At 60.0% G+C, this 25,164-nt stretch carries 23 protein-coding genes; 9 read left to right on the plus strand and 14 right to left on the minus strand.

The annotated features are described in order from the left end of the window. Nucleotides 1–15 precede the first annotated feature (15 nt). The 13 genes from Q4577_RS03550 to Q4577_RS03610 all read right to left on the minus strand — a co-directional run bounded on the left by Q4577_RS03550 (nt 16) and on the right by Q4577_RS03610 (nt 14,994). Nucleotides 16–1,359 (minus strand): ABC transporter substrate-binding protein, encoded by a 1,344-nt coding sequence (locus Q4577_RS03550; protein ID WP_244689300.1) that lies wholly within the window; start codon nt 1,357–1,359, stop codon nt 16–18. A gap of 411 nt (nt 1,360–1,770) precedes the next feature. Next, the gene (locus Q4577_RS03555) at nt 1,771–2,946 is read right to left on the minus strand and encodes an acetyl-CoA C-acetyltransferase (protein ID WP_303468662.1); all 1,176 of its coding nucleotides are present in this window, start codon (nt 2,944–2,946) and stop codon (nt 1,771–1,773) included. 4 nt (nt 2,947–2,950) lie between these two features. Then, nucleotides 2,951–4,369, minus strand: a complete 1,419-nt coding sequence (locus Q4577_RS03560; RefSeq protein ID WP_303468661.1) for an aldehyde dehydrogenase family protein — start codon at nt 4,367–4,369, stop codon at nt 2,951–2,953. 26 nt (nt 4,370–4,395) lie between these two features. Then, nucleotides 4,396–5,832, minus strand: coding sequence for an NAD(P)/FAD-dependent oxidoreductase (locus Q4577_RS03565; protein ID WP_303468660.1), 1,437 nt, complete (start codon nt 5,830–5,832; stop codon nt 4,396–4,398). 7 nt (nt 5,833–5,839) lie between these two features. Further along, complete coding sequence (locus tag Q4577_RS03570; protein ID WP_303468659.1) at nt 5,840–6,583, minus strand: SDR family NAD(P)-dependent oxidoreductase; 744 nt, start codon at nt 6,581–6,583, stop codon at nt 5,840–5,842. Continuing rightward, nucleotides 6,580–7,545, minus strand: a complete 966-nt coding sequence (locus tag Q4577_RS03575; RefSeq protein ID WP_303468658.1) for a carbohydrate kinase family protein — start codon at nt 7,543–7,545, stop codon at nt 6,580–6,582. The genes Q4577_RS03570 and Q4577_RS03575 overlap by 4 nt, the downstream gene beginning before the upstream one ends. 14 nt (nt 7,546–7,559) lie before the next feature. Beyond that, a complete protein-coding gene (locus Q4577_RS03580; protein ID WP_303468657.1) occupies nt 7,560–8,213 on the minus strand; it encodes a class II aldolase/adducin family protein in 654 nt (217 codons plus the stop codon). A gap of 14 nt (nt 8,214–8,227) precedes the next feature. Further along, complete coding sequence (locus Q4577_RS03585) at nt 8,228–9,439, minus strand: nitrate/nitrite transporter (protein ID WP_303468656.1); 1,212 nt, start codon at nt 9,437–9,439, stop codon at nt 8,228–8,230. Next, nucleotides 9,440–9,892: a MaoC family dehydratase gene (locus Q4577_RS03590; RefSeq protein ID WP_303468655.1), complete on the minus strand. Its 453-nt coding sequence runs from the start codon at nt 9,890–9,892 to the stop codon at nt 9,440–9,442. Next, complete coding sequence (locus Q4577_RS03595) at nt 9,889–10,314, minus strand: Zn-ribbon domain-containing OB-fold protein (RefSeq protein WP_303468654.1); 426 nt, start codon at nt 10,312–10,314, stop codon at nt 9,889–9,891. The genes Q4577_RS03590 and Q4577_RS03595 overlap by 4 nt, the downstream gene beginning before the upstream one ends. Then, on the minus strand, nt 10,311–11,474 hold the full coding sequence (locus Q4577_RS03600; protein WP_303468652.1) for a thiolase family protein: 1,164 nt from the start codon (nt 11,472–11,474) through the stop codon (nt 10,311–10,313). Before Q4577_RS03600 ends, Q4577_RS03595 begins: the two co-directional genes overlap by 4 nt. Further along, nucleotides 11,471–13,423, minus strand: a complete 1,953-nt coding sequence (locus Q4577_RS03605) for an acetoacetate--CoA ligase (protein WP_303468651.1) — start codon at nt 13,421–13,423, stop codon at nt 11,471–11,473. Before Q4577_RS03605 ends, Q4577_RS03600 begins: the two co-directional genes overlap by 4 nt. A 5-nt stretch (nt 13,424–13,428) precedes the next feature. After that, entirely contained in the window at nt 13,429–14,994 is a 1,566-nt protein-coding gene (locus Q4577_RS03610) for a sulfatase (protein WP_303468650.1), read from the minus strand. 132 nt (nt 14,995–15,126) lie between these two features. Between Q4577_RS03610 and Q4577_RS03615 the strand changes: the two genes are divergently transcribed. The 7 genes from Q4577_RS03615 (at nt 15,127) to Q4577_RS03645 (ending at nt 22,130) form a co-directional block, all read left to right on the plus strand. Then, nucleotides 15,127–16,254: an ABC transporter substrate-binding protein gene (locus Q4577_RS03615; protein WP_303468649.1), complete on the plus strand. Its 1,128-nt coding sequence runs from the start codon at nt 15,127–15,129 to the stop codon at nt 16,252–16,254. Between the two features lie 146 nt (nt 16,255–16,400). Beyond that, nucleotides 16,401–17,219 (plus strand): ABC transporter permease, encoded by an 819-nt coding sequence (locus tag Q4577_RS03620; RefSeq protein WP_244689215.1) that lies wholly within the window; start codon nt 16,401–16,403, stop codon nt 17,217–17,219. Continuing rightward, complete coding sequence (locus tag Q4577_RS03625; protein ID WP_303468648.1) at nt 17,219–17,974, plus strand: ABC transporter ATP-binding protein; 756 nt, start codon at nt 17,219–17,221, stop codon at nt 17,972–17,974. The genes Q4577_RS03620 and Q4577_RS03625 overlap by 1 nt, the downstream gene beginning before the upstream one ends. 321 nt (nt 17,975–18,295) lie before the next feature. Then, nucleotides 18,296–19,126 carry a GntR family transcriptional regulator gene (locus tag Q4577_RS03630; RefSeq protein WP_303468647.1) on the plus strand — a complete coding sequence of 277 codons (831 nt, stop codon included), beginning with the start codon at nt 18,296–18,298 and terminating at the stop codon, nt 19,124–19,126. A gap of 408 nt (nt 19,127–19,534) precedes the next feature. Further along, nucleotides 19,535–20,419 (plus strand): AraC family transcriptional regulator, encoded by an 885-nt coding sequence (locus tag Q4577_RS03635; RefSeq protein ID WP_303468645.1) that lies wholly within the window; start codon nt 19,535–19,537, stop codon nt 20,417–20,419. 180 nt (nt 20,420–20,599) lie between these two features. Further along, the gene (locus Q4577_RS03640; RefSeq protein WP_303468644.1) at nt 20,600–21,325 is read left to right on the plus strand and encodes an SDR family oxidoreductase; all 726 of its coding nucleotides are present in this window, start codon (nt 20,600–20,602) and stop codon (nt 21,323–21,325) included. Nucleotides 21,326–21,401: 76 nt separating this feature from the next. Beyond that, nucleotides 21,402–22,130, plus strand: a complete 729-nt coding sequence (locus tag Q4577_RS03645; RefSeq protein WP_303468643.1) for an SDR family oxidoreductase — start codon at nt 21,402–21,404, stop codon at nt 22,128–22,130. Nucleotides 22,131–22,331: 201 nt separating this feature from the next. Here Q4577_RS03645 and Q4577_RS03650 read toward each other — a convergent pair whose 3' ends face one another. Then, nucleotides 22,332–23,330, minus strand: a complete 999-nt coding sequence (locus tag Q4577_RS03650; RefSeq protein WP_303468642.1) for a LacI family DNA-binding transcriptional regulator — start codon at nt 23,328–23,330, stop codon at nt 22,332–22,334. Between the two features lie 189 nt (nt 23,331–23,519). On the opposite strand from Q4577_RS03650, the gene dctP reads away from it, so the two are divergent. Both dctP and Q4577_RS03660 read left to right on the plus strand, forming a co-directional pair. Further along, a complete protein-coding gene (gene dctP / locus Q4577_RS03655) occupies nt 23,520–24,521 on the plus strand; it encodes a TRAP transporter substrate-binding protein DctP (RefSeq protein WP_303468641.1) in 1,002 nt (333 codons plus the stop codon). 85 nt (nt 24,522–24,606) lie between these two features. Beyond that, entirely contained in the window at nt 24,607–25,155 is a 549-nt protein-coding gene (locus Q4577_RS03660) for a TRAP transporter small permease (protein ID WP_303468640.1), read from the plus strand. The last annotated feature ends 9 nt before the right edge of the window (nt 25,156–25,164 follow it).

Here is a 25,164-nt window from a genome sequence, read left to right on the forward strand (position 1 = left end):
GTTCAATGCCGCAGATCAGCGGATGATCAGCTCGTCGCCAAGGGTGGCCGTCAGTTGGGCCTCCACTTCTGCCACGGCTTCTTCCGGGGTCTGGATGCCGGTCCATGCCGCTTCGAGACCTTTGAACATGGCCTCGGAGAAAGCACCGTAGGACGGGTGGTTCGGCTGTGCATTTGCATGGGGCAACAGCACTTCGGTTGCCTCGGATGCCCAGCGATCGCCGGCGTAAAGGTCAAGACCGGATTCGGCCTTGCCGATGGCCAGGTGCGAAGATTTGATCGCATGCAGGGTGTTCAGGCGCGGCTCGGACGCGATGGCGACCAGTTGAGCGGCGATTTCCTCGGCGCGGTCGTCTTCCTGATCTGTCAGAAGATAAACCAGCGGATGGGTCACGGTGTTGGCGCGGCCCGCATCATTGCCTGCCGGGATCAGCGTAAAGCCGATGGTGCCAAAGAAATCTTCGTTGCCCTCTTTGCCGGTGTAACGGCCGTAATGCCATGTGCCACCGTGCCAGAATGCGGCTTTGCCGTTGGCAACTTCGGAATACCACTGGTCCCATTCGGTGCCGATGTGGTTCTTGCGGGTCACGCCTGCTTCGACCGCATCAACAAAGAATTGATACATTTCGGTCATCGCGGTGCGATCAAACAGCAGCTTGCCGGTTTCGGGGTCCGTCAGCTCGCCGCCGAAGGATTGATAGAACTGGGCATAATCCGGACCGTTGGACACGCGCGGATAGAAACCATAGCCTTCTTCGACCAGCCCCATGTCCACGGCTTTTTTCGCATCGGCCAGCATGTCGCGCAGGGTGTATTCACCGGCCTCGACGCGGGCCGACATTTCGGCCATGTCCGCATCGGTGTAACCCAGCTGCGTGAATGTGTCTTTCCAATAGAAGAACGGGCGGCTTTCGGCATCTTGGGGCACGCCCCATTGCACGCCGTCATAGGCCGCAATATCCATCAGATTGCTGTAAATGTTGTTCAGCGGCCAGGCATCCAGATCGACATAATCTTCGACCGGCACGATGTAACCTGCACTGGCCCAAGGGGCGATATCCAGGTGCGACGTGACAACGATATGCGGTGCATTGTTCGCTTCGGCGCCCAGGGTCACGGCCTGTTTAAAGCCATCCCAACCGTCAAAGTCGCGCTTGCCTTCAACGGTAATGTTCAATTCTTCACCGTGAATGGCGGCTTCGCGCGACAGAAGGTCGGCGGCAATTTCGATGTTTTCGATGCGGTAATGATCACCCTCATTGGACCCGCCGGCCCAGACTGTGATGGTGATATCTTCTGCCAAAACCGGCATTGCGGCGGTGGCGGCGATCAGCGCGGTGGCGCAGGTCATCTTTATCATGGAATCTATCTCTCCAAGCTGTAGGGCGCGCGCGGTGAGGTTTTGCACACGTGTGCATAGTAGTGCACATTTTTTACAACAGAAGATTACAAGCTTTGTGTCAGTTTTGTAAAAACATCACGTTTTCCAATAAATACCTGACTTTTTTAAACAAAAAAATTGCCTCAGAAGCCGATTCATTTGGGATTCGCGATCACATGCCGCTGAATCATGTCCTGTGTCAGAAACCGGGACACATCCGGACGGCATACGCCGGGGCGCCGGCTGGCCACGCCCGAAACGCCAACGCCCCGTCCCCGGATCAATGAAACAGCAACCTCAGGCCCATTAACGTGGCAACACCAAACGATCTGCCGCCAAACATGCTGCGCACAATGGAACCACGCCTCACCGCATCAAAAGAGCGGAGGCTCAACAGGTTTCCAGACAGATCGCAACGCCTTGGCCGCCTCCGATGCAAAGCGCGGCAAGGCCCATTTTTGCCCCGGTTCGTTTCATCTGATGCAAAAGCGTGACAACGATGCGCGCCCCGGATCCGGCCAGAGGATGGCCAAGCGCGATGGCCCCGCCATTTGGGTTGATCTTGCTGTCATCCCAACCGATCTCGCGGTTCACCGCAATCGCCTGGGCGGCAAAGGCCTCGTTCAACTCAATGACATCCAGATCCGCCGCACGCCATCCGGCCAAATCCAATGCCTTTCGCGCGGCCAATGCCGGGCCCAACCCCATGTCCATCGGGTCCAGCGCCGCCGAGGCATAGGACGCGATACGGGCCAAAGGTGGCTGGTCCACCTCCCGCAAGCGCCGCTCGCTGCCCACCAATAATGCAGCAGACCCATCGTTTAGCCCGGACGAATTGCCAACCGTCAGGGTGCCTTCGGGGTCAAAAACCGGTCGCATGGCCGCAAGATCCTGTGCCGATACATCTGGGCGCGGGTGCTCGTCAGCAGAGATGGTCCGGTCACCGCCTTTGGCGGGCACCACCACCGGCGCGATTTCCTGTGCAAAGTGGCCCGCCCGGATCGCCGTGGCGGCCTTTTTCTGCGACATCAGCGCAAATGCGTCCTGCTCCTCGCGGCTCACCTGATACCGCGCGGCCAGTTGTTCAACTGTCGCGCCCATATGGATATCATTGAACACATCCCACAACCCATCGGTCAGCATCATGTCCCGCGCCGTTGCATCCCCCATCTTTTGGGGGCTGCGGACATGCATGATATGCGGGGCCGACGTCATCGAATCCTGACCACCAGCAAGGATCAAGCCGGCATCACCTGCCTTGATCGCCTGTGCGGCCATATGGATCGACTTTTGTCCCGCGCCGCACACCATGTTCAGCGTGACCGCTGGCACATCGACGGGAATGCCGGCACCCATCGCGGCCTGCCGCGCCGGGTTCTGACCGGCGCCGCCAATCAGAACCTGCCCCAGCAACACCTCGTCCAATGCGCCCGCGTCCAATCCGGTCTCTGCCAGAAGCGCGCGAATGACCTGCGCGTTGATGTCCGCGGCCGACAGTCCGGTAAAGGCACCATTCAGCTTGCCAATTGGCGAGCGTTTGGCCGCAGCGATGTACACCTGTTCCATCGGTTCAGGCCCAGCCAGCGGTAGACTTGATCTCCAGATAGTCGTGCAGGCCCCATTCGCCATGTTCGCGCCCGTTGCCGGATTGCTTGTAGCCGCCGAAGGGCGCACGGGCATCCCAATCCGCGCCATTGATCCAGATTGACCCAACCCGAAGCCGCCGCGCAATACGCCGCGCTCGTTCCAGATCAGGCGTCTGAATGTATCCCGACAACCCATAGATTGAGTCATTGGCAATGCGGATTGCATCCTCCTCGGTGTCGTAGCCGATGATCGTCAGAACCGGGCCAAACACCTCTTCGCGGGCGATGGTCATATCATTTGTCACATCGGCAAAGACCGTTGGTCGGACAAAATACCCCCGGCTCAGCCCCTCTGGCCGCCCCAGGCCCCCTGCGACAAGTGTTGCACCTTCGTCTATACCCGCCGCAATCAGCGACTGAATTCGATCAAACTGTGCGGCGTTGACAACGGGGCCAAGCGCCACATCGGTCATTGGGTCACCGACACTATGGGCCTCTGCCGCTTGGCGTGCGACATCGCGCGCTTCGGCCATCCGGTCATGTGGCACCAACATCCGCGCCGGGGCACGGCACGCCTGACCGCAGTTGACGAAACAGGCATCAACCCCTTCGCGCACCGCGCGGGCAAGATCGGCGTCGGGCAGTATCAGATTGGCAGATTTTCCGCCCAATTCCTGCGCGACGCGCTTGACAGTCTCTGCCGCGGTTTTCGCCACGGCAATTCCCGCGCGGGTGGACCCGGTGATCGACACCATATCAACCTCCGCATGACGCGACAGCGCCTCGCCCGCGATATGGCCGTGTCCGGTCAGATGATTGTAGACGCCGGGTGGGAAACCGGCCTCATGCACCAGTTCGGCAAAACGCAGCGACGACAGCGGCGAAAACTCGGACGGTTTGGCGATCACGGTACAGCCCGCCGCCAATGCCGGGGCCACCTTGACCACCAATTGGTTCATCGGCCAGTTCCAAGGCGTAATAAGCGCGCAAACGCCAATCGGCTCTTTCGAGATCAGGGTAGAGCCGCGCATCTCTTCAAAACGCTCGCCCTCCAGCGCGTCTATCGCCGCCTCAAGATGCATCCGCCCCACAGCCGCCTGTGCGTTCTGCGAAAAGCTGCGGGTGGTGCCCATCTCTGTCACCATCAGATCGGCGATCTCGTCGTAGGCACCGTTATACAGCTCCAACAGGCGCCGCAAAAGCGCCAGTCGTTCCGCCGGTTCCGTCTGCGACCAGCTGTCAAAGGCCCCCCGAGCAGCAGCCACCGCTGCCTCGACATCATCGGTGCCCGCCATGGGAATGTCGGCGATTTTTTCTTCGGTTGCCGGGTTGATCAATGCGTGGGTGTCGGTTGAACGTGGCGCAACCCATGCGCCGTCAATATAGAACCTGTCGTATGTCATCTTGATATCCTCCTCATTCTGCGGTGTCAGACCGCAGGTCGGTAGCGTTCGAATTGAGCGTCAAATTCGGCGCGCGCGTCGGGCAAAGCATCCGGCCCGGCAAGGCGATACATGACCCCGGTGGTCGCGCTTTGGCGCACACGGTCCATCAAGTCGCCCGCAACCTGCCCCATCGGGTCGGTGCCGCAGAGCCGTGCAAAACGCAGTGCCATTTCGTTTTGGCGGCGATACCCGCTGTGATGGCCCTGGTGTGTACAAGCCTCAATTCCCGCGCGCATTTCGGCTTCGCTGCGCGCAACGACACCACCCCAAGTATAGGCCAAAAACCGTGCCTGTTGTTCCAGCGGCACCGGATAAGACCCCATTTGTGACCAAAGCCCCATAAAGGCGAGCCCCGGCAAATCGGGATGAAAGGTGAATTCATCCAGCGTGATCGCGTTGTCGGTCACTTCTAGCGTCTGACGCATCGGTTCGGACAGAAACGGCAGGTTCAGGGCAAAACCCGTGGCGGCAATGATCCCGTCGGCCTCGACACTTTGCCCATCTTCAAAAGTCACACACCGGCCATCGATCCCGGCAATCCATGGCACCGGTTTCACACGACCTTCGGCCACCAAATTCAAATAATGCTGAGAGCCTGTCACACCGGCACGGGCAAAATCCGCATGTGGTTTCGGCGCGCCGTAACGGCTTGGGTCTCCGGCAATGCGATGGACCAAAGCCTCGTCATTCGCGGCCAAGGCAGCCTTGTCATCGCCAAGGCACAGCGCCGCCCGATCATAGGTAAAGACGAAATATTCCAACGGAACGCCCGTGACCATTTTCGGATTCACATAGCGTTGCCGCCGCTGCGTCAGCCGGACAGAGGCCGCCCCCAACATCGACAGGTCGGACGCAATCTCAAGCGCCGAGATCGACCCGCCCGCTACGATCACATGACGCCCGCGATACAGGTCCGGGTTCTTGTAATCAAAACTGTGAACAATCCCACACTCACCCGTAAACGCCTCGGCTTCGGGGATCGGCGGGATCACCGGCTTGTTGAACCGGCCACTGGCAATGACAACGCGGGCAAAGGTTTCGGTCCGCGCCTCGCCGCCCTGCACAAACGTCAGGGCATAGCCCGCGTCTGTCTGTTCCATCATCGTCAAACGGCAACCGAACTCTGCACGCTCCAACAGCCCATGTGCGTCGGCGTAGCGGCGCATATAGGCCAATACCTGCGCATTATGCGGGAACAGCGGCGTGCCCTCGGGCCAGGGTTGATCGGAAAACCGGGTGCCTTCACCGAAGGTATTTGTGACCATTCCCGGCCAGATACCACTGGCCGGATTGTCATGCGCCCATTGCCCGCCGGGGGCCTGATGCGCTTCGAATATGCGCGGGGAAAAACCTTGCGCCTTTAGCCAGCGGGCGGCGGCAATGCCGCCCGGCCCCGCACCAATGATAGCGACCTCTTCCATGACGGCCTCAGTGGAAATAGATGCCACCACAGACGTTCAACGCCTGACCGGTGACAAAACGCGACTGATCCGAGGCGAAAAAGACGGCTGGGCCGACAATATCGTCAGGATCACCCAGACGTTTCAGGGCGGCCACATTTGCCCAGTAGTCCATTGCCTCCTGCGTGCCGAGGTTTTCCTTGCCCATTTCGGTCAGGATAATACCGGGGCAGATCGCGTTGACGGTGATACCGTCCATCCCCGCCTCTTGCGCGTAAACCCGTGTCAACGTGATGTCGACGGCCTTTGTCGCGGCATAATGGCCTTGGGTCGGCACGCCCTGACGCCCGGCGATTGAGGCGATGTTGATGATCCGTCCGACCTTGCGCGCCCGCATCTGCGGCAAGACGGCGTTGGTGACAAGCAACACACCCTTGGCGTTCACATCGAAATGCGCATCCCAGGTCTTTTCGTCCAGATCTTCCAACCGGCTGGGGATCAGAATGCCGGCGTTGTTGACCAGAATATCAATCTGCCCCGCTTCTGCCACTGCCGCTTCGACGGCGGCCTTGTCGGTGACATCCAGATGCAGCACGCGGGCCTTTTGACCCGTCGCCGCAATGCGGTCACGCACCTTTTCCAAATCGGAATTCTGCCGTTCCAGATCGCTGATCACGACATCGGCGCCGTTTTCCGCCAAACCGACGGCAACAGCCGCACCAATTCCGCGCGAGGCCCCGGTAACGAAGGCGGTTTTTCCTGCAAGCATCATGCCATTTCTCCCAAAGTTTCGCGCAGCGGCCAATTTTCCATTGCGGCGCAAGTGTCATCGAATGAGGTCAATCGCCCCTGCGAGCCAAGGCCAAGCGCCACATGGGCGGCAACGGTATTGGCAAAACGGGCGCATTCGCGCAGCGACCAGCCCTTGGCCAGCCCCACGATGATCCCGGCGGTAAAGCTGTCCCCGCATCCGGTGGTGTCGACCACATCAATCCGGTGCGAAGGCAGATGAAACGGTGCCCCTTCGGCGGGATCGACATAGACCCCGTCCCCCTCAAGCGTCAGGATCGCGTTCTTGACCCCGCGTGCCTTGAACCAACGCGCGACAGCGGCGGGATCGGTTTCGCCAGACATCGCCGCGGCTTCGTGGATCGACGGCACGAAATAGTCGATATACGGGAGCAGCGGCAGCACCTTGGGGACGGTTTCGGCATTGGCCTGGATCAGGTCAAAAACGGTTGTGCGCCCCATCGTTTTGGCACGCTTCAACAGATCGACCGATGCCGCGCCATCAAAGGCGTCCAGAAAACCCGTGCCGCCAAGGTGAATGATGCCTGCGTCCAGAATGCGCGCGATCTCTTCCTCGGTTGGCAAAAAGGTCTTGCTGGTGCCGGGCACAAAGAACGCCGCGCGTGCGCCGTTGGGCCGGATCGGCAACATGCTGCAAGATGTCTGCTCGGTATCATCGCGCTGAAGCAGATCAAGGTTCAGACCGTATTTTGCCATATCTGCTGCCAGAAAGTCGCCCATGGCGTCGCGTCCGATGCGCGCCGCAATCTGGCCCCTCAGCCCAAGGATCGCGCAATCCACCGCAGTCGCGCCGGCGGTGCCGGCCACGGTCATGGTAATTTCGTCAATGAATGTGGCCCCGCCGGGGGGCGGAAGTTCGTCCGCATAGCGGCCAAGCACATCAAGCACCAAAAAGCCGACGGCGCTGAAATCATAAGTTGGCATTCTGTCGTCCTCCATTATGCGTCGCTCAGGCCGTAGCCAGAGATCTTGTCGATAACGTCTTGAATTTGTTGGTCGCTCAGAAGTGGCGGTTCGCCCAATTGCAGACAGCCGTGATACTGGCGGGCGAGTGTTTCGAGTTCTTCCGCCAGCCAGAACGCCTGAGCCAGATCACTGCCCGCCGCGATCATGCCGTGGTGCGCCAGAAGACAGGCCTTGCGCCCATCCATGGCTTGCAGCGCCAGACGGGACAGTTCCGCCGATCCGTAAATTGCATAGGGCGCACAGCGGATATCCGGCCCGCCGAACACCGCCACCATGTAATGCAGCGGCGGAATGTCCCGGCCCATGATTGCCAGCGTGGTGCAAAAGGTCGGATGAGCGTGCAGCACTGCGTTTTCTTCCGGGCGCGCGGCCAGAATATCGCGGTGAAAGCGCCATTCACTGGACGGTTTCCATGGCCCATGCGGCGTGCCATCCATATCGAGATAGACAATATCCTCGGGCGTCAGGCTGTCGTAGGGGCGGCTTGTCGGCGTAATAAGTAGCCCGTCACCGTGACGCAGGCTTACGTTGCCAGACGTGCCCTGGTTCAGCCCCGAGGCATTCATTTTCCGACAGCAATCTATGATTTCCTGCCGTTTGTCGTCTTCGTTTCGATTATCCAGCATTCCGTGTCCTCCCGTTATCGTTTGCCGCCCGCAAGCCGCGCCGCCTCTGGCTGGTTGCGAAGGATAAGCATGGCGGTCAGCCCGATGACCGGACCGGGCACAAGCACCAGAAACGTCCAGCGCCACCCGCCAAAAGCGTCTGCCACCACGGGCAAAAGCCAAATTGTGAAAATTGTGATCGCGAAACCCACGCCCATCTGAAACGCCAGCCCGGCCCCGACCTGTGCCTGATCTGACAGTTCGGTCACGGCGGCCGAAAATTGCGCACTGTCGGCCACGATGGTCAGCCCCCAGATCAGCGCGACGGTCAAAAACATCCATGTCGGCGCATCAAACAGAAACCCGATCAAAAGCGCGCAACTGCCTGAAATGGCCATCGCCAGAGCTGTTGTTGCGCAGCGCCCGATCCGGTCGGCCAATGCCCCTGCCAGAACGCACCCCGGTGCCCCCATTGCGACCACCGCAAAGGCCAGCAGCGACGCGTTGAGCGACCAGGATCCGGCAGCATTTGCCGCCGTGGCATAGGCCAGAAACCAGCCCCACATGGCGTAGAGCTCCCACATGTGGCCAAAGTACCCAAGGTTCGCCAGCATTACCGGGCGGTTGCGCAGGATTGCCCCGATCTGGCGCAGATCAACACGCGCCCGCGCGAAACCATGTGGCCCCTCGCGCAGTGCCGTTGCAAACACGACCGCCGCGCCGACCGTCGCAAGGCTGCTGACGATCAGAACGCCCTGCCACGGAAATGTCGCCCCAAGCGCCCGCACCAGATGTGGCAGCGCCGATCCAAGCGTCAGCGCGCCCACCAAAGTCCCCATAGCAAGACCACGGCCCTGCACAAACCAGGTGGCAATGAACTTGAGCGCAGGCGGATAAATCCCGGCAAGCGCCACCCCGGTGACGAAACGGGCCGTAACGGCACCCGTGATCCCCGGCTCCAGCAACAACACCGCGTTGGCTAGCGCCGCCAGTATGGCCGCCCCGGTCATCAACCGCGTCATGGGCCAGACATCCGCCAGCGACATCACACTTGATGCCAATGCCCCAAGAACAAACCCCGCCTGCACGCCGTTTGTCAGCCATGCCGCCTCTGCCGGGGTCAGGGACCAGCTTTTGCTAAGCTCGGGGATGATTGCCGTTGCCGAAAACCAGGTGGTCATCGACAAAACAACAGCCAATCCCGTCAGCGCCAAAGCGCGCCACTTATGGGTGTGGGCGCCGGTCACTTACAGACCTTCGAGCGGCATGGTATAGGTTGTGGCTGTGCCCTCGACACAGATGTCTCCGGCCGCATCGACAACCGAAACCGCAAGTTCGCAAATCGGCTTGTCACCCCGAACCGAGGTCACTTCGACCCGGCCGGTGATCTTTTCGCCAACGCCGACAGCCTTGCGGAAATTGAGGTTGGTGTTCAAAAACACCGTGCCCGGTCCGGGCAGGTCTTCGGCAACGCAGGCATTGAGAATCCCGGTCGTGACACCGCCCTGCACAATCAGTTTGCCAAAGGGCGTTTTCTTGGCCAGCGCCTCGTCATAATGCACCGGATTGCGATCACCGGTCATCGCGGTAAAGGCATGAATATCGCCCATCCCGGTCGTCCGGCTACGCTCGGACTTTTGGCCGACTGCGGGCTTGCCTGCCGTCACATTGGCCCAGCCGTCTTTTCCTGTGGTGCTCATTGATTGATCTCCTCGGACAGTGTGAAACAAGGCAGCACGCGACTGCCAATATCTGTGGGGGCAAAAGCCAGCGTTGCGCCGACCGTCGGCGTCCGCCCCTCGGTCAGGATATGGCTGAGCATCGTTGGCCCTTCGGCCAGCTCAACAAGCCCAACAACATAGGGGGCCACCGGCGCCCAACCGGGATGCCCCGGTTTGTGGATGACCGAAAAACTTTTCAGCGTCGCGGCCCCGCTTGCCCGCACCCAGGTCAGCGCATCGGCCCAACAGTGCGGGCAAATCGGACGCGGGTAGAAAACATAAGCGCCGCAATCGACACAGTTCTGGATCTTCAACACGCCATCTGCCGCGCCTTGCCAGAAATGGGCGTTCAACGGTTCGTAAATCGGACCGGGAACCTTGAGTTGTGCAAGATCGTTCATGATGCGCCTCCAAGAACCAATGCCACCGCTTCGCTCATCGTGGCGCCGTTGCCGGTGACCAAAGCGGTGTTGCACCCGGCGATCTGTCGTCCGGGCGTGTCACCCCGGATCTGGCGCACGGCCTCCACCACATGTGTCATGCCACCCGCCAGATCGGGCTGACCAAAGCCAAGCTGCCCGCCGTGTGTGTTGATCGGCTGGCGCGCATCCGATCCCATGCCGCCATTGTCCCGCAGCCACAGCCCGAATTCCCCCGGTGCGCAAAGACCGGCGTCTTCAATCGTGGCGGCCAGCATGATGGTGTAGCAGTCGTAAAGGCTCAGGAAATCCACCTGAGCCACGTCCATCCCCGCCTGCCCCAACGCGCGGGCAATGGAGGGCTTCAACGGCCCCGAGGTAAGATCCGGCGCTTGGCTGACGGCACGGTGCGTCACCTTTTCACCCGCACCTAACAGGTGCACGGGGCGATGCGGCCCTTTGGCGGCGCGTTCGGCTGTGGTGACAATCACCGCTTCACCGCCGGCCACCGGCATGACGATTTCGAACAAATGCAGAGGCGAGGCGATCATCGGCGAGGCCAAAACATCGTCAACACTGGCCGGAGCACCATGGAAAATAGCCGCCGGGTTAAATTGAGCATTTGCTCGCGATCCGGCAGCCAGGGCGGCATAATCTTCGGGCTCACATCCGTAGCGGGCCATATGGGCCTGCATCAGCAGCGCATAGGATGTGTTGGCCCCCGACGCCCCGAACGGCGTGTCAAATTCACGCGCAGGGTTTCGATTTGGCGACCGTGGCGCAACCGGATTGCGATGATTGCCCAGAACGCAAAGCACGGTCTCGCACTGACCCGCCGCAATCGCCGCCGCCGCGCGCCAGATCATGCCCGGGCCAGACGCTCCGCCCAGATCGACCATATTGGCCATCGTCGGCTGCATCCCGAAATATTCAGCCACGGCTGCGGGCACATGCTGCGGTGTTTCGCCGACCTGCGGACCAACCAGAAGCCCGTCAACCTCGGACGGCGCAAGTCCGGCATCGGCAATCGCCTCCGCCGATACGCGCATGAGCATATCCATCGTCGCGACATCTTCGGTGCGGCGCTGCGGCGTCAGCTCTCCTATGCCGCTGATTGCGGCACGCGGGGACAGGTGCCTCATAGCGATGCCCCCCTGTCCAGCGCGCGGTATTCGTCAAGACATTCGGGATTGGCAAGAGAGCTCAGGTTTTTCACCACCCCCCCGGCCAGCGCCGTGCGCGCCGCCCCCTCAACGCGCTTGCCGTTGATTGTATAGGGAATATCGGCCACCACATGGACCCGTGCCGGAACATGACGGGGCGAGGCTTCGGCGCGAATTTGTGTGCGCAGCAGAGCAACAAGTTCCGCGTCGATCGCAACCCCCGGCGCCGGTTTGAGCGCAAGAACAACCTCTTCATCACCCTCATGCGCCGCGCCGAAGACAAGAAAGTCTTCCAGAGCGCGCTGGCGTTCACACACCGCATAGATTTCGGAAATTCCGATACGGACGCCGCCGGGCTTTAGCGTGTTGTCTGATCGACCGTGAACAATTGCACCGCCCAAGGGCCGGATCTCCGCCACGTCGCCATGTGTCCAAACTTCGCGGCGATCCCCGAAATAGGTGTCGCGATACCTCTTGTCGCCGCCCTCGCCCCAAAAGGTCAGCGGCATGGAGGGAAACGGCTCTGTGCACACCAATTCGCCCCGACGCCCGACAACCGGCGCGTCACGGTCGTCGAATACGGCTATGGCATGGCCAAGCGCAGGCACTGTCAGCTTGCCGCGCCGCACCGGATGCAAGGGAGAGCCAATCAGAAAGCACCCAAGAATTTCGGTGCCGCCAGAGATCGACGCAAACATCATGTCCCGTTTGACCGCGTCATACGCCCAGTCGAACTGATGCGGCAGACAGGGCGCACCGCACACCATCAAAGACCGGAGCGACGACAGATCATGACGTGCGCCGGGGTGGTATTCCTCTGCCTCCAGCGTAGCGAGGTATTTTGGGCTGGTGCCGAAATGGGTAACCTTGACCTGCTCGGCCAATTTCCAAAGCGGCGCGGGGTCAAGCCCATCTGCCGTCTTTAGGATCGGCGCGCCATCATAAAGAACCACAGCCGCCCCCGCACCCAACGCGGAAACCATCCAGTGATACATCATCCAAGCGGTATTGGTGTACCAGAACACGCGATCCTGTAGACGCACATCACCGTGCAACACGTGTTCTTTGAGGTGCTGCATCAGCACGCCGCCGGCGCGGTGAACAATGGCCTTTGGGGCGCCTGTCGTGCCGGATGTGTAAAGGATATAGGCCGGATGATCGAAAGGCAACCTTGTGAAATCCGGCTCCATATCGCCCTGGCCTGCACCGAAATCGGCAAAAGCGGTTGCTGTGGCATCGGCCATTTCGCCTTCGCCGCTAATCACAAGGGTCTTGATTTCAGGCACTTGCGCCAGAACCTCGGCAATCCGCCCGGCAATGTCATGCATCCGACCACCGTAGCGATAGGTCGGCGCAGCAAAGAGAACCTTTGGCTGGACCTGCCCGATCCGGTCAACAATCGCGGCGGTTCCGAAATCGGGCGAACATGATGTCCAGACCGCACCGATGCTCAGACTGGCAAGCAAAGCCACCAAACCGTCTGCGGTATTTGGCATCACGCCGGCAACCCGATCCCCGGAAACAACACCCGCCGCACGCAGGCCCGCAGCGACCCGCCCGACCTCTGCACGCAACGCCCCACGGGTCAGCGATGTTACCGCGCCCAGCTCGTCGGATGAATAGACGGCGATATCGCCTGGCTCACCCTTCAACAGGTTTTCGGCCAAATTCAAACGGGCCTGCGGGAAAAACCGTGCGCCGGTCATCCATGCGGCATCGTCAGGCACAAAGGCTGTTTCGCCCTTGTCGCCAATAACACCGCAAAAGTCCCACAGCGCCGACCAGAATGCGCCAAGGTCCGAGACCGACCAACGGTGAAGCCCGTCATAATCCGCCGGATCAAACCCGTTGGCACGGGCGAATTTCGCCAGTGCCGTTTGCGTGGATGCTTCGGCGGGGGGTGTCCATAGAATATCTGTATCCGGCATCACCACTACTCCGCCGGAACCGCGACGGGGGCCGCAGCCGCCGGGGCGACCGAGGTCAACCCCAATCGGTCCATCTGTTCCTCTGGATAGCCTTCTTCATCCAGCCGCAGACGAAGCAAGCGTAGCAGACGGTCACGCTGCTCGGGCTGAGTCTCCCAAAGGTTTGTCAGCTGCTCGGGATCTTCGGCCCGGTTGAACAGGAAGTTTTCATAGGTGCGCGGATCAATGGTGATCGGCGTTTTCCACATCGGATACTCTACGGTCGGATCATATTTCCCGGTCGCCTCAGGTTCTGGCGGCAATGCGCCCACCCGCCCGTCAATCGGATTATCCACCAGCAAAGGCCGGGTGATCATGGTCGAATAGGTGTTCAGCACCTTGCCCTTCTCGGGCGATTTGAACAGCGTCCAATCCCCATCCGAGATACAGGCCCCCTGCCCGAACGTGCCATAGATTGCTTCGTCTCGGATGGCTTCGCGGCGCTCCAGAATCGGCAGGAAGCTCCGGGAATGGCGCGTGCTGTCCGGCGGTGTGCCGCCCGACGCCTCGATGATGGTCGAAAAGATATCGACGGTTTGCGTGATTTCGGGGACCCGGCGGCCGCCGTTTTCGGCACCGGGATGCCAGACGATCATCGGAATATTCGCGTGGCTGTCGTAATGTGGATATTGCTTGCCGAAATGCCCGCGCTCGCCCAGATCGTGACCGTGATCGGTGGTAAAGATCACCAGCGTGTCTTCCCACAGCCCCTTTTCCCCAAGCTTGTCGAGAAGCACGCCCATCCATTTGTCGACCATCGTGGTCTTGCCGTAATATTGTGCCTTCAGATAGGCGAGCTCTTCTGGCGTGGCCTGCTCCATAAAGGCATCAAGGTCGTCGTAGACCTGATAGGGCGGCCAGATGTTGTGGTCGTCCGCCGTGCCCTCGATACCGTCAGTGTACATCGAGGCATAGGGCTCGGGCACATGAAACGGCTCGTGCACATCAAAGGTTTCAACCTGAAGGAAGAACGGGCCGCGATCCGAATACCGATCAAGCCAATCCGCCGCGGCCGAGAAGGTCTTGGCCGGGAAGAAATCCTCTTCGCCGCCAAATTCTTTAATATTCTCATAGTATTGCCGCATGTGATAGGGTGAGCGATGCTCGCTCATCTTCTCGACCCATTTTGGCACGTCGCCTTTGGTGTCGGGCAAGCGGTGAAAGTCTGTCTCGTGGCCACGGATCATTTCAAGCGACTGGAACCCCTGGATGTAACCATTCGCCGTCTCCTCCCAATAATGGTAGTGATCGGTGACCATGCCAGTGTTGTAGCCTTGGGCCTGCACTTCGCGCGGCAGGCGCGGGTCGAACACCTCAAGCGGGCCCCAGGGACGCCACATGAATTCCTTGCGCCCGGTAAAGATCTCGCGGCGGGCGGGCATGCACGGCAGGCTGCCGATATAATGATTGTCGAAGACACAGGCGCGATCGGCCAGAGCATCAATATTGGGCGTCCGGCAGCGCGTCTTGGGATTGTAGCACCGCAGCGCTTCCTTGTTCAGGCTGTCTACCAGAATCAGGATGATATTCATGAGTTCTCTCTCCCCGGTTGCCCCCGCCCGCTGCGCCTTTGGCGGCGCGCGATACGCGGGAGGGCTAGCGTTCTTTCTGGTCACATCTGATTATGTCCAGAAATCCATGATCCTGTGATATACAAGAATTTTATGTTTGAAAAGAAAAAAGATCTGGTTATACTCAGATTTATTCGGCGTCGATGGACGCTGGCCAATGAGGATCACGGGAGGAGAATCCGAATGACGAATTCCAGAAACAGCTACATCAGCCGCCGCAGTCTTTTGCGCACTGGCGTTGCCGCCGCAGCCACCACACTTGCCGCGCCTACATTCTTTGCGGGCAAGGCGCATGCCGCCAATGAGACCCTGAATATCGGCATCATCCCCGCCTATTCCTTCGGTCTTTACTGGCTGATCCAGGACCAGGGCATGGCGCCCGGAATCGACATGAATTTCAGCGTCTTTCCTTCGGGGCCGCCCGCGATCGAAGCGATGGTGGGCCGGTCGGTTGACGCCATCACAGTGGGGTCCGTGCCGCCGCTCGCAGCGATGCATCGCAAGGTCGCCGATTTCCGTGAAATCTCGGTCTGTGGGGATGCCAGCGGGCTGTTCACCGTGGTTGGACGCAAGGGAATCAATACCTTGGCCGATCTTGAGGGCAAGCGGATTGCCGTCACGTCCGGCTCCAACTTTGATTTCTTCCTCGATACCGTGCTCAAGGCCGAGGGTCTTGAAGACATGCCGCTCAACCGAATCAACATGGAGCCAATCGACGGCCAGGCCGCGTTGGTCGCCGGGGCGGTCGATGCCAATGTCCCACTGGCAACCTCGCGCAAACTTATCTTTGACGCACTGCCAGATGCCAGCCTGATCGTCGACGGGCTGAAACTGCCGCTGGCCACCCGGCCAAGCATCATGGACGTCCTGATGACGACCCAACAGACAATGGATGCCAAGGAAGACGCGCTGAAGCAGGTTGTTGGCGCCTTCCATCGGGAAGCCGTACCGATGCTGCGCAATGACAACGCCACAGTCATCGACCGTATGGTTGCATGGCAATCCGGAATCGGACGGGCCGGCGTCACCGCATCAGATGTCGAACCGCTGCTGAACAGCTATTTCTACTTCGACACGGACGAGATCAAAGACGTCTATGCTTCTGGTCAACTGAAGAAATCGCTTCAGGTGCAGTCGGAATTCCTGGTTGCGAACGATCGTATCGGCGGCATTCCCGATCTCGATGCGCTCGTCTCGGACCAGATTGTCCGTCAACTCTGAAAAAGGTCACGACACAGGCAGTGGCGGTGAGCGCCCTGCCTGATCCTGCACGGGCGTCCGGGAATTCCGGCGTGCCCATCCGCTGTTTCGGTGTCATGCTGTGCAAAGCGCCGTTTGCGGATCGAACCCACAAGTGGATCTGAGCTATGGATAAAACAGAAACATTGCCACGGGACACAATCATGCCACTACGCGGATTGAAAAACCGATTGTCGGGTCGGCTGGTGCTGGGGGCAGCATCGGTGGCCACGGTCATTCTCGCCTATGTCTGGATTACGAACCTGCCCAACAACAACCCCGCCCTGCTGCCCCCGATCCGGGACATTGTCGGTGCATTCTTTACCAATGTCGCCAGCGGAAATTTGGCCACCGCGCTTGGGGCCAGTCTGTTCCGGGTCATCATGGGCTTCTTTATCGGCACCAGTTTGGCGGTCCTGATTGGCTGTCTGATCGGCTGGTACAAGGTCGCGGAATACCTGTTTGACCCGCTGATCGAAGCGGTGCGCCCGATCCCGCCACTGGCCTATATCCCAATCATCATCATCTGGTTTGGCATTGGCGAATTCAGCCGCATTCTGATCATCACGATTGCCTGCTTCATGGTCTGCGTTGTCAACGTGATCGCGGGCATGAAGAACGTGCCACAAGTCTATGTTGATGCTGCATCAACCATGGGCGCAACCCGGTTGCAGGTCTTTCGGACCGTCGCCGTTCCCGCGGCAACCCCCTTTATCATCACCGGCTATCGCATCGCTCTTGGCGCGGCCTGGACCACGCTTGTCGCATCCGAACTGATTGCGGCGCAAAACGGTCTTGGCTTCCTGCTTCAGGAGGGGCGGCGCTACTTCCTGACGGATCAGGTGATGATGATCATCGTAATAATCGGCGCCTGCGCCTTCTTGATGGACCGAGCCTTCAGGAAGATTCAGGCGCGTCTCATGGTTTGGTCGGAGGCTCGCGAATAATGTCGGAAATCGTAGTAAACAATCTAACCCACACGTTCGGCAAGGGCAGCGCATCGCCGCTGACGGTGCTGGACGGTATCAACCTGAAACTGGAATCCGGCAGCTTCAACGCCATTGTCGGCACCTCTGGCTGTGGCAAGTCCACATTGCTCAAGATGATGGCGGGCCTGTTCGATCCCTCCGACGGGCAGATGACGCTGGACGGCGAAGTGATCCAAGGCACCGACCGTCGCCGCGGCATGGTGTTCCAACAGGATGCGGTTTTCCCCTGGATGACCGTCGCGCGCAACGTCAGTTATGGCCCGCGCCTGCGCGGCGCCAGCCGGGCAGAGCAGGCCGAGATCGAGGAAAAGTGGATCCGCATGGTCGGATTGACCGGGTTTGAGGATCGCTGGCCCCGCGAATTGTCCGGCGGTATGCGCAAACGGGTCGATATCGGGCGTGTCTATGCCAACGATCCCGACGTGCTGTTGATGGACGAACCGTTTGGCGCGCTTGATGCGCAAACCAAGGAACGGATGCAGTCCGACCTGCTTGAAACCTGGTCAGCGACCCGCAAAACCGTCGTCTTCGTAACACATGATCTGGAAGAGGCGATTTTCCTGGCCGACAAGATCATCGTCATGTCCGCGCGCCCCGGCCGTGTTCATCATATCGAAGAGGTCTCCCTGCCCCGGCCGCGTACCAATGACATGCGCCTGACCGACGATTTCCTTGCGATCAAACGCCGTCTCTGGGCGATGCTTGAACATTAAAACTGCGCCACGTGCCCTGCTGTTCCAACGTATCTGGATATGGCACCAAACTTGCATGGCCGCGAAAAACTGCCCCGGCGCTTCAGCAAATGCGGCGCCGGGTTTGAATTGGCTCACACCCTGACAGCAACTCCAAAACCGGCGAAATGAAAGCATCGCGCCATAAATTTGTTTACGCCCGCACCGATAAACACCGATACCGCCCCTTTCCGGCAAGATCGCGTGGACGTCTCAATCCTGAACGCATAAGATCATCGCGCCGCTGCACCGCGCAGCGTCTTTCTCAGTCTCCTGGACGAATAGGACGGACACCGGTTGAATGTGAGCAGACCAAATACCAAAGCGGGCCGCTCAGGTCGCCCCAGCTTTGAACAATCGGACGGACTTGCAACCGCAGCATTCCGGCGTGAGGTCAGCCGGATCGTATTGTCGCGCGAAGTCACTTCTCCGCTGTGGACCCAGTTGAGTGACCAGTTGGAAAACCTGATCCTCTGCGGCAAGCTGGCACCGGAATCCCGCATACCGTCTGAATCCGCCCTCTGCGACATATTCAATGTATCCCGGCCGGTGGTGCGCAGCGCCATCAGCGCCCTGGCGGCCCGCGGTCTGGTCAACAAACTGCCGCGCAAGGGCATGTTCGTCGGCAAACCACCCCGCGAAAGCAGCTTTGTCACCTCGAACGTCAGCCTGTTTGATGACATGATCGCGCGTGGGGCCAAAATCCGCACCCGCACGTTCGAATTGGCAAAATCCCTTGCCAACGACGAGGAACGTGCCGCTTTGCAACTGGGCGACACGGCCGAGGTCGTCCGGGTATCCCGTGTTTTCTGGGTCGACGAAGAGCCGATTACCTATACCAATATTTCCTTTCCAGCAGAGAAAGTGCCGGGTTTCGAAAAAACCGATCTGGAAGGGCGATCTGTTCTCGGTATGGTTCAAGAGCTGTATCAACGGCAGCTGGTCAGGGCAGAACGCTGGTTCTCAGCCGCAATGCCCAACGCGGATGTGTGCGAAAAAATGGACATTTCCGCCGACAAACCGCTTATTTGGATTGAATCCGTCGGGTATGAGAACGACGGCACGCCACTCGAATATTACCGCGCCTTCTATAACAGCCAGGCCGCGCGGATACACATATCGGTGTCGAACTGACCGCAGAAAAAGCCGCCGTGCGCCCCATTGATCGGCAAAACGCACGGTTGCGATCAGGGGCCGACCAGACGACAGATCCTGATACCATTTCGCCCCCACCCCTGTTGAAATAGTACAAGTGCGACACCGCCCCACCGATTAAACGGTCGCCCGTCTGCATCTGGCATTCCCTGTGGATTTCCACCTGATACGCCGCGCCATGTGGCATTTTCTGCAATTGCACGGTCACGCGGGAACCGATCAAAGTCACCACTTGGCCGACCCCAGCGGGCGGAATGTCAAAAAAGTATCACTAAATGCGATGTGGCGTCGTGGTCGCAGGCGCAAAGCAGTGATAGAAATCCCCATCACCAACACGCCGGGACCGCGCCCAGATGCGGAACGAATTTGGGCGATGGGGAGGATGACATGCAACTTGACCTTGAGCTGGTCCATATCAGAAACGGTGACTCCTTTGCCGCCTGGCGGCATGGCTACCCGTTTCGCACCGTGCGCTGGCATTACCATCCCGAATACGAAATCCACCTGGTGGTGGCGACCACGGGCAAATTCTATATCGGCGATCACGTCGGCGATTTTGCCCCGGGCCAATTGATCATGACCGGCCCGAACCTGCCGCAAAACTGGATCAGCGACGTTGAACCCGGCACCACCGTGCCGCAACGCACAGAGGTGATCCAATTTCCGCAAAGCTTCGTGGACAGGCTGATTGCCGCATTCCCGGAAATGGAAGCCGCCAAAGGTCTGCTAGAGCGCAGCCGCCGGGGCATCCTGTTTGACCAAGAGACCTCTGCCGCGGTGCAGCCGCTGATGAAACGGCTGATCGACGCACGCGGCATCCTGCGTCTGGGGCTGTTTTTCGAGATCCTCGATCACCTGCGACAGGCCCCCAGACCCCAGATTCTGTCCAGTCTTAGTTTCCAGATCGACATGGAAAAATCGCAGGAGTCCGACATGAACCGCGTCATCGCACATTTGCGGGACAATCTGACCGAACCGCTCAGCGAAACCACTCTCGCCCGGATGACCGGCCAAAGCCAAAGCGCCTTTTCGCGCGCGTTCAAACGGCACACTGGCACCACATTGGTGCGGTTCCGCAATCAGCTGCGCATTGATCTGGCCTGCCAGATGCTGGTGTCCGATCCAGAGGCCAAGATCGCCAATATCTGCTTTGATGTCGGCTTTTCCAACCTGTCCAATTTCAATCGCCACTTTCTGCGATTGAAAGGCCTGTCGCCCTCAGACTTTCGGGCAACCTTTGCCGAAAACGACGCCCTGCACATGCCTGCCTAGACCCGGCCGCGCCACCGGCCGACCGCCATCGTCACCCTTGTTTCGCACGCCCCCGGCGCGCGGAAACAGGGAATTTTTGCCACCCACAAACCCAGGGGTCGAAACCCGGACCGCCACATCGACCGCAACACATCGCAACGACCGGGCCATGACCGGTCAGCCCATCACATGAGGGACCCCATGGAATATTCTGGAAAAACCGCCATCATCACCGGCGCCGGCAAGGGCATCGGGCGCGCCACCGCCCAGCTTTTGGCCGCGCGCGGTGCCGAGGTTGTCGCCATCAGCCGCACGAAATCCGATCTCGACGGGTTGCGCGCCGAAATCGGCGGGCGCAGTGTTGTCGCCGATCTGTCCGACCCGGACAGCGCACGCGCCGCCATGGCCACGGCCGGCACCTGCGATATGCTGATCAATTGCGCGGGCACAAATGTGCTGGAAAGCGTGCTCGACATGACCGACGCCGGGTATGAAACGGTGATGGGCATCAACCTGCGCAGCGCGTTGATCTGTGCCCAGGAATTCGCCAAAGCCCGGATCAAGGCGGGCGGTGGCGGCACAATTGTCAATGTCACCTCGATTGCCGGCCATCGCGGATTTCAGGATCATCTATGTTACGCGGCATCAAAGGCCGGGCTGGAAGCGGCGACACGGGTTTTGGCGCGCGAGCTGGGGCCGCATGGCATTCGCGCCATGGCAATTGCGCCCACCATCACCTTGACCGAACTCGCGGCAGAGGCCTGGAGCGACCCGGTCAAAAGCCAGCCGATGATGGTCCGCCATCCGGTCGGCCGTTTTGCCAGCGCCGAAGATGTGGCGCGCAGCATTGCGCTGTTGCTGTCCGAGGATGCCGGCATGATCTCCGGCTCTGTTCTGGCGGTGGACGGCGGATTTTTGGCCGTCTGACATCCCGCCCCCACCCCGAAATATGACGATGACCCCCCCGCGCCCGCCACGGCGCTTGCCCCAATGGAGGAAAAACATGGCTGATGGATTTCAAGGCAAGATCGCCGCAGTGACCGGCGCCGCATCCGGGATCGGATTGTCAATTACCCGCGCCTTGCTGGGCGAAGGCGCAACCGTTGTGATGGTGGATCGCGATGCCGCCGCGCTTGCCACCCTGACCCGGGAGCTGGGCGAAGCCGCAATCGCGCAGGTCACCGATCTGCTGGACCCGGCAAGCTGTGACGCCATGGTGCCGGAGATCTTGGAAAAGACCGGGCAGATCGACATCATGCTGTGCAACGCCGGCAGCTACATCGGCGGCGACCTTGTCGACACCACCCCCGCCGCCATTGATCGCATGGTCAATCTGAACGTCAATGCGGTGATGAAAAATGTTCACGCGGTGGCCCCACATATGATCGCGCGCGGCACCGGCGACATTGTGGTCACCTGCTCGGTGGCGGGACATACGGCGATCAATGTCGAACCGGTGTATTCGGCGTCGAAATGGGCGATCACCAGCTTTGTACAAACCATGCGTCGGCAATTGATGGGCCACGGCATTCGCGTGGGTCAGGTCTCTCCCGGGCCGGTGATTTCGGCCTTGCTGGCCGATTGGGAACCCGACCGCCTGCAACGGATGAAAGACGCCGGCGCGCTGATGGAAACGCAAGAGGTCGCAGACGCCATGATGTACATGCTGACCCGCCCCCGCAACGTCACCATCCGCGACATGATTGTCCTGCCGTCAAATTTCGACATCTGACACCGGTATTGCAGAGGACACCCCAATCATATCCGGCCCGATGAAGCATCAAATGGCCTGATCCCCGCGCCGCCAAATTGCCTGACCCAACCGGGCGGCATGCGACGCACATCATGCCATGGAGGCTGGCACACTGAATAAATACCGGGCGCGGCGGTCTTGGTCGAAGGCGTTTGCGCCCGCAGTGTCTCTCGGCCCGGATCAGGCGGAGCCGCGTTCGATCAACCGGCAAGGTATCCAGATCTTTTCCTCGACGGTCTCTTCCTCGACAAGAATGCGCGAAATCACGTCGGTTGCCCGTTTGGCCATGGAATGCACCGGCAGTCTGATCGTGGTCAGCTGGTTGCTTTCCCATTCCGCCATCGGAATATCGTCAAAGCCGACAACCCGCATATCCTCGGGGAAACGCACGCCCGCCCCCGCCCGCAACCGGTCCATCAGGCCGATCGCAAACAGATCGTTGGGGCACAGGACCCCCTCGGGCAGGTCGCCGCCTTCGGCCAGCAGCGCATCCGCGACGCGGGCGCCATCGGCATAGGTATATCCGCCTTCGAGGATCTTCGCGGGTTGCAGTCCCATACGCTCTAACCCGGCAAGATGGCCGACGTACCGCGCCGTGCTGGTCCAGTGACCGATCGGGCCCTTGGCCACTGCAACAGTTGTGCACCCGCGTTCAGCAAGATGCCTTGCAGCCAGCGTTCCGCCCTGGGTCAGATCGGCACAGACAGAGGCCGTAATCTCGTCATCATCAATCCGATTCAGCAGCAAAACCTGCAATCCGGCCTTGTGCAGATCCCTGATTAATCCCGGCGGAATGTTCATCGACGTCAGAATGACAACACCCACCTGGTATTGCCGGAACGTGGCAATCAGCTTGTCCGCATCCGAATCGACACCAATCTGCCCAGAGATCGGAATGAAGTTTTTTTCCTGCAATGCCATAGAGATAGATTGATGTAGCACCGCATGAATCGGGTTTTTCAGTTCACCCATCAGGATACTGACGATTTGCGACCGGCGCGAGGTCAGCGCCTGCGCCAGGGCATTGGGCTGATAGCCCAGATCGGCGGCGGCCTTGAGGATTCTCTGCCGGGTCTGTTCCTGCACGGAATGCCCGCGCGAAAAGGTCCGCGACACGGTTGCCCGCGATACACCGGCCCGCCGTGCAACATCGTCTGCGGTAACTCGTCCATCTGACATTGGCAGCTCTTTTCCCTTGTTTACAAGCACAATGGCGCACATCGGCCTTCTTGTCCAGCAACATTCATGAACGCGCGTTCATTCATTTTTGCACTTTTTTACAAGCAATCCTTGACTCGCCGCGCCCCAATGTCGCAATAATCATGAACGCGCGATCATTCGCGACATCGTTTTCTGGGAGGAGACCACATGAAACATTACACGATCCAGGCGCTTGGCGCCGCGGCAATTGCCGTGATCGCATCGGGCAGCCAGGCGCAGGAGATCTCGTGGGATCTTGCGCTTTTCGGCAGTCCGGCGTTCCGCGTCGCCGGCGAAAGCTTCGCTGAGTACGTCAATGAAAACAGCGGCGGCAAGATGGAGATCACTGTTCACAACGGCACCCTCTCGCCGACACGTGAAGTTCTGGACAATGTGTCGATTGGCGCCTTCGAGCTGGGGTATGTGATTTCCAGCTACCACCCCGGCAAGAATCCTTTGCTCTCGGTTCTTGACCTGCCTTTCCTGCCGATTGACTCGATGGAGGACCGGCTGGAGGTGGCGGAATTGATCTACGACAATCCGCATGTGCAGAAAGAATTCGCCCGGTGGGGCGTGATGCCGGTGATGACCGTGGTGCAACCGAACTATGAGATCATGGGCAAGGGCACGCCGCCCGACACGCTTGCGGCCTTTGACGGCATGCGGATCAAGGCGACCAGCGGCATTGGCAATGCCCTTGCGGTCTATGGCGCCAGCCTGGTCAACGTCAGCGGGCCGGAACAATACAACGCCCTGCAAACCGGCGTGATCGACGCGGTCGCGGCAACCCCCTCGGGGCACGGCGGCTACAAGCTTTATGAGCTGTCGGATTGGTACACCACCGGCATGGCGGCCGGTTCGGCCCATGTGACGCTGGTCGGCAATGCCGCTGCCTATGATGCCCTGCCCGATGACATGAAGACGCTGCTGGCAGAGGCCAAGGCCCACGCCAGCGCGGCCACGATCACGGCCCAGAGCGACGCCGCCACTTTTTACATCCCCGAGCTTGAAAAGCGTGGCCTGAAACATGTGGCGGTCACCGACGAGATGATCGCCGCGCTGCGCAAGGATGCGGCCCAGCCGGTTTGGGAAGCCTATGTCGCCGATCTCGAAGGCAAGGGTCTTCCGGGGCGCGAGATGCTGGATCTCGTGCTGAACGCCGGACACTGACCCGCTCCCGGGCGGGGGCGTCCTCCCGTCGCGTCCGCCCACCTTTCCCTGACAGTCGCACCCGACCGGGTGCGCCGGAGGTATCATGCTCGACAAGCTAGACAAGGCCCTGATGCGGATCGAATATGCGACCGCCTGGATCGCGGGCCTGACGATATTCGTGATCATGCTGCTGGTGACCGCCGAGGTGCTCATGCGGCGGCTGTTCAACGCGCCGATTGCGGGCCAGATCGACTTCATCTCGATGTCGATGGTGACCTTCAGCCTGCTGTGCATCTCGCATTGCTATCGCCAGGCCGGGCACATCCGCATGGACATGTTGCAAAAGGCCTTTCATGGCCGCGCGCAATGGCTGACCCATCTGTTCGCCACCCTGATCGGGTTGTTCGTCGTGCTGGCCATCCTGCCCGGCACCTGGACACATTTCGCCCGCGCCTGGACCTTTGGTGACACAACCATCGGCGTCGGCCTGCCCACCTGGCCATCGAAACTGGCCGCACCGATTGGCCTTGGCATCCTCGCCCTGCGGCTGACGCTTGAGCTCTGGGTGTTCGGCCGTCTCCTGCGGAACCCCGGCCTCGCGCCGATTGGCGTGCCACAGCCGCCCAACCCCCTCGAAGATATGGACGCGTAAGGACACATG

Source organism: Marinovum sp. 2_MG-2023 (assembly GCF_030548265.1).
In the GTDB taxonomy this organism is placed as follows: domain Bacteria; phylum Pseudomonadota; class Alphaproteobacteria; order Rhodobacterales; family Rhodobacteraceae; genus Marinovum.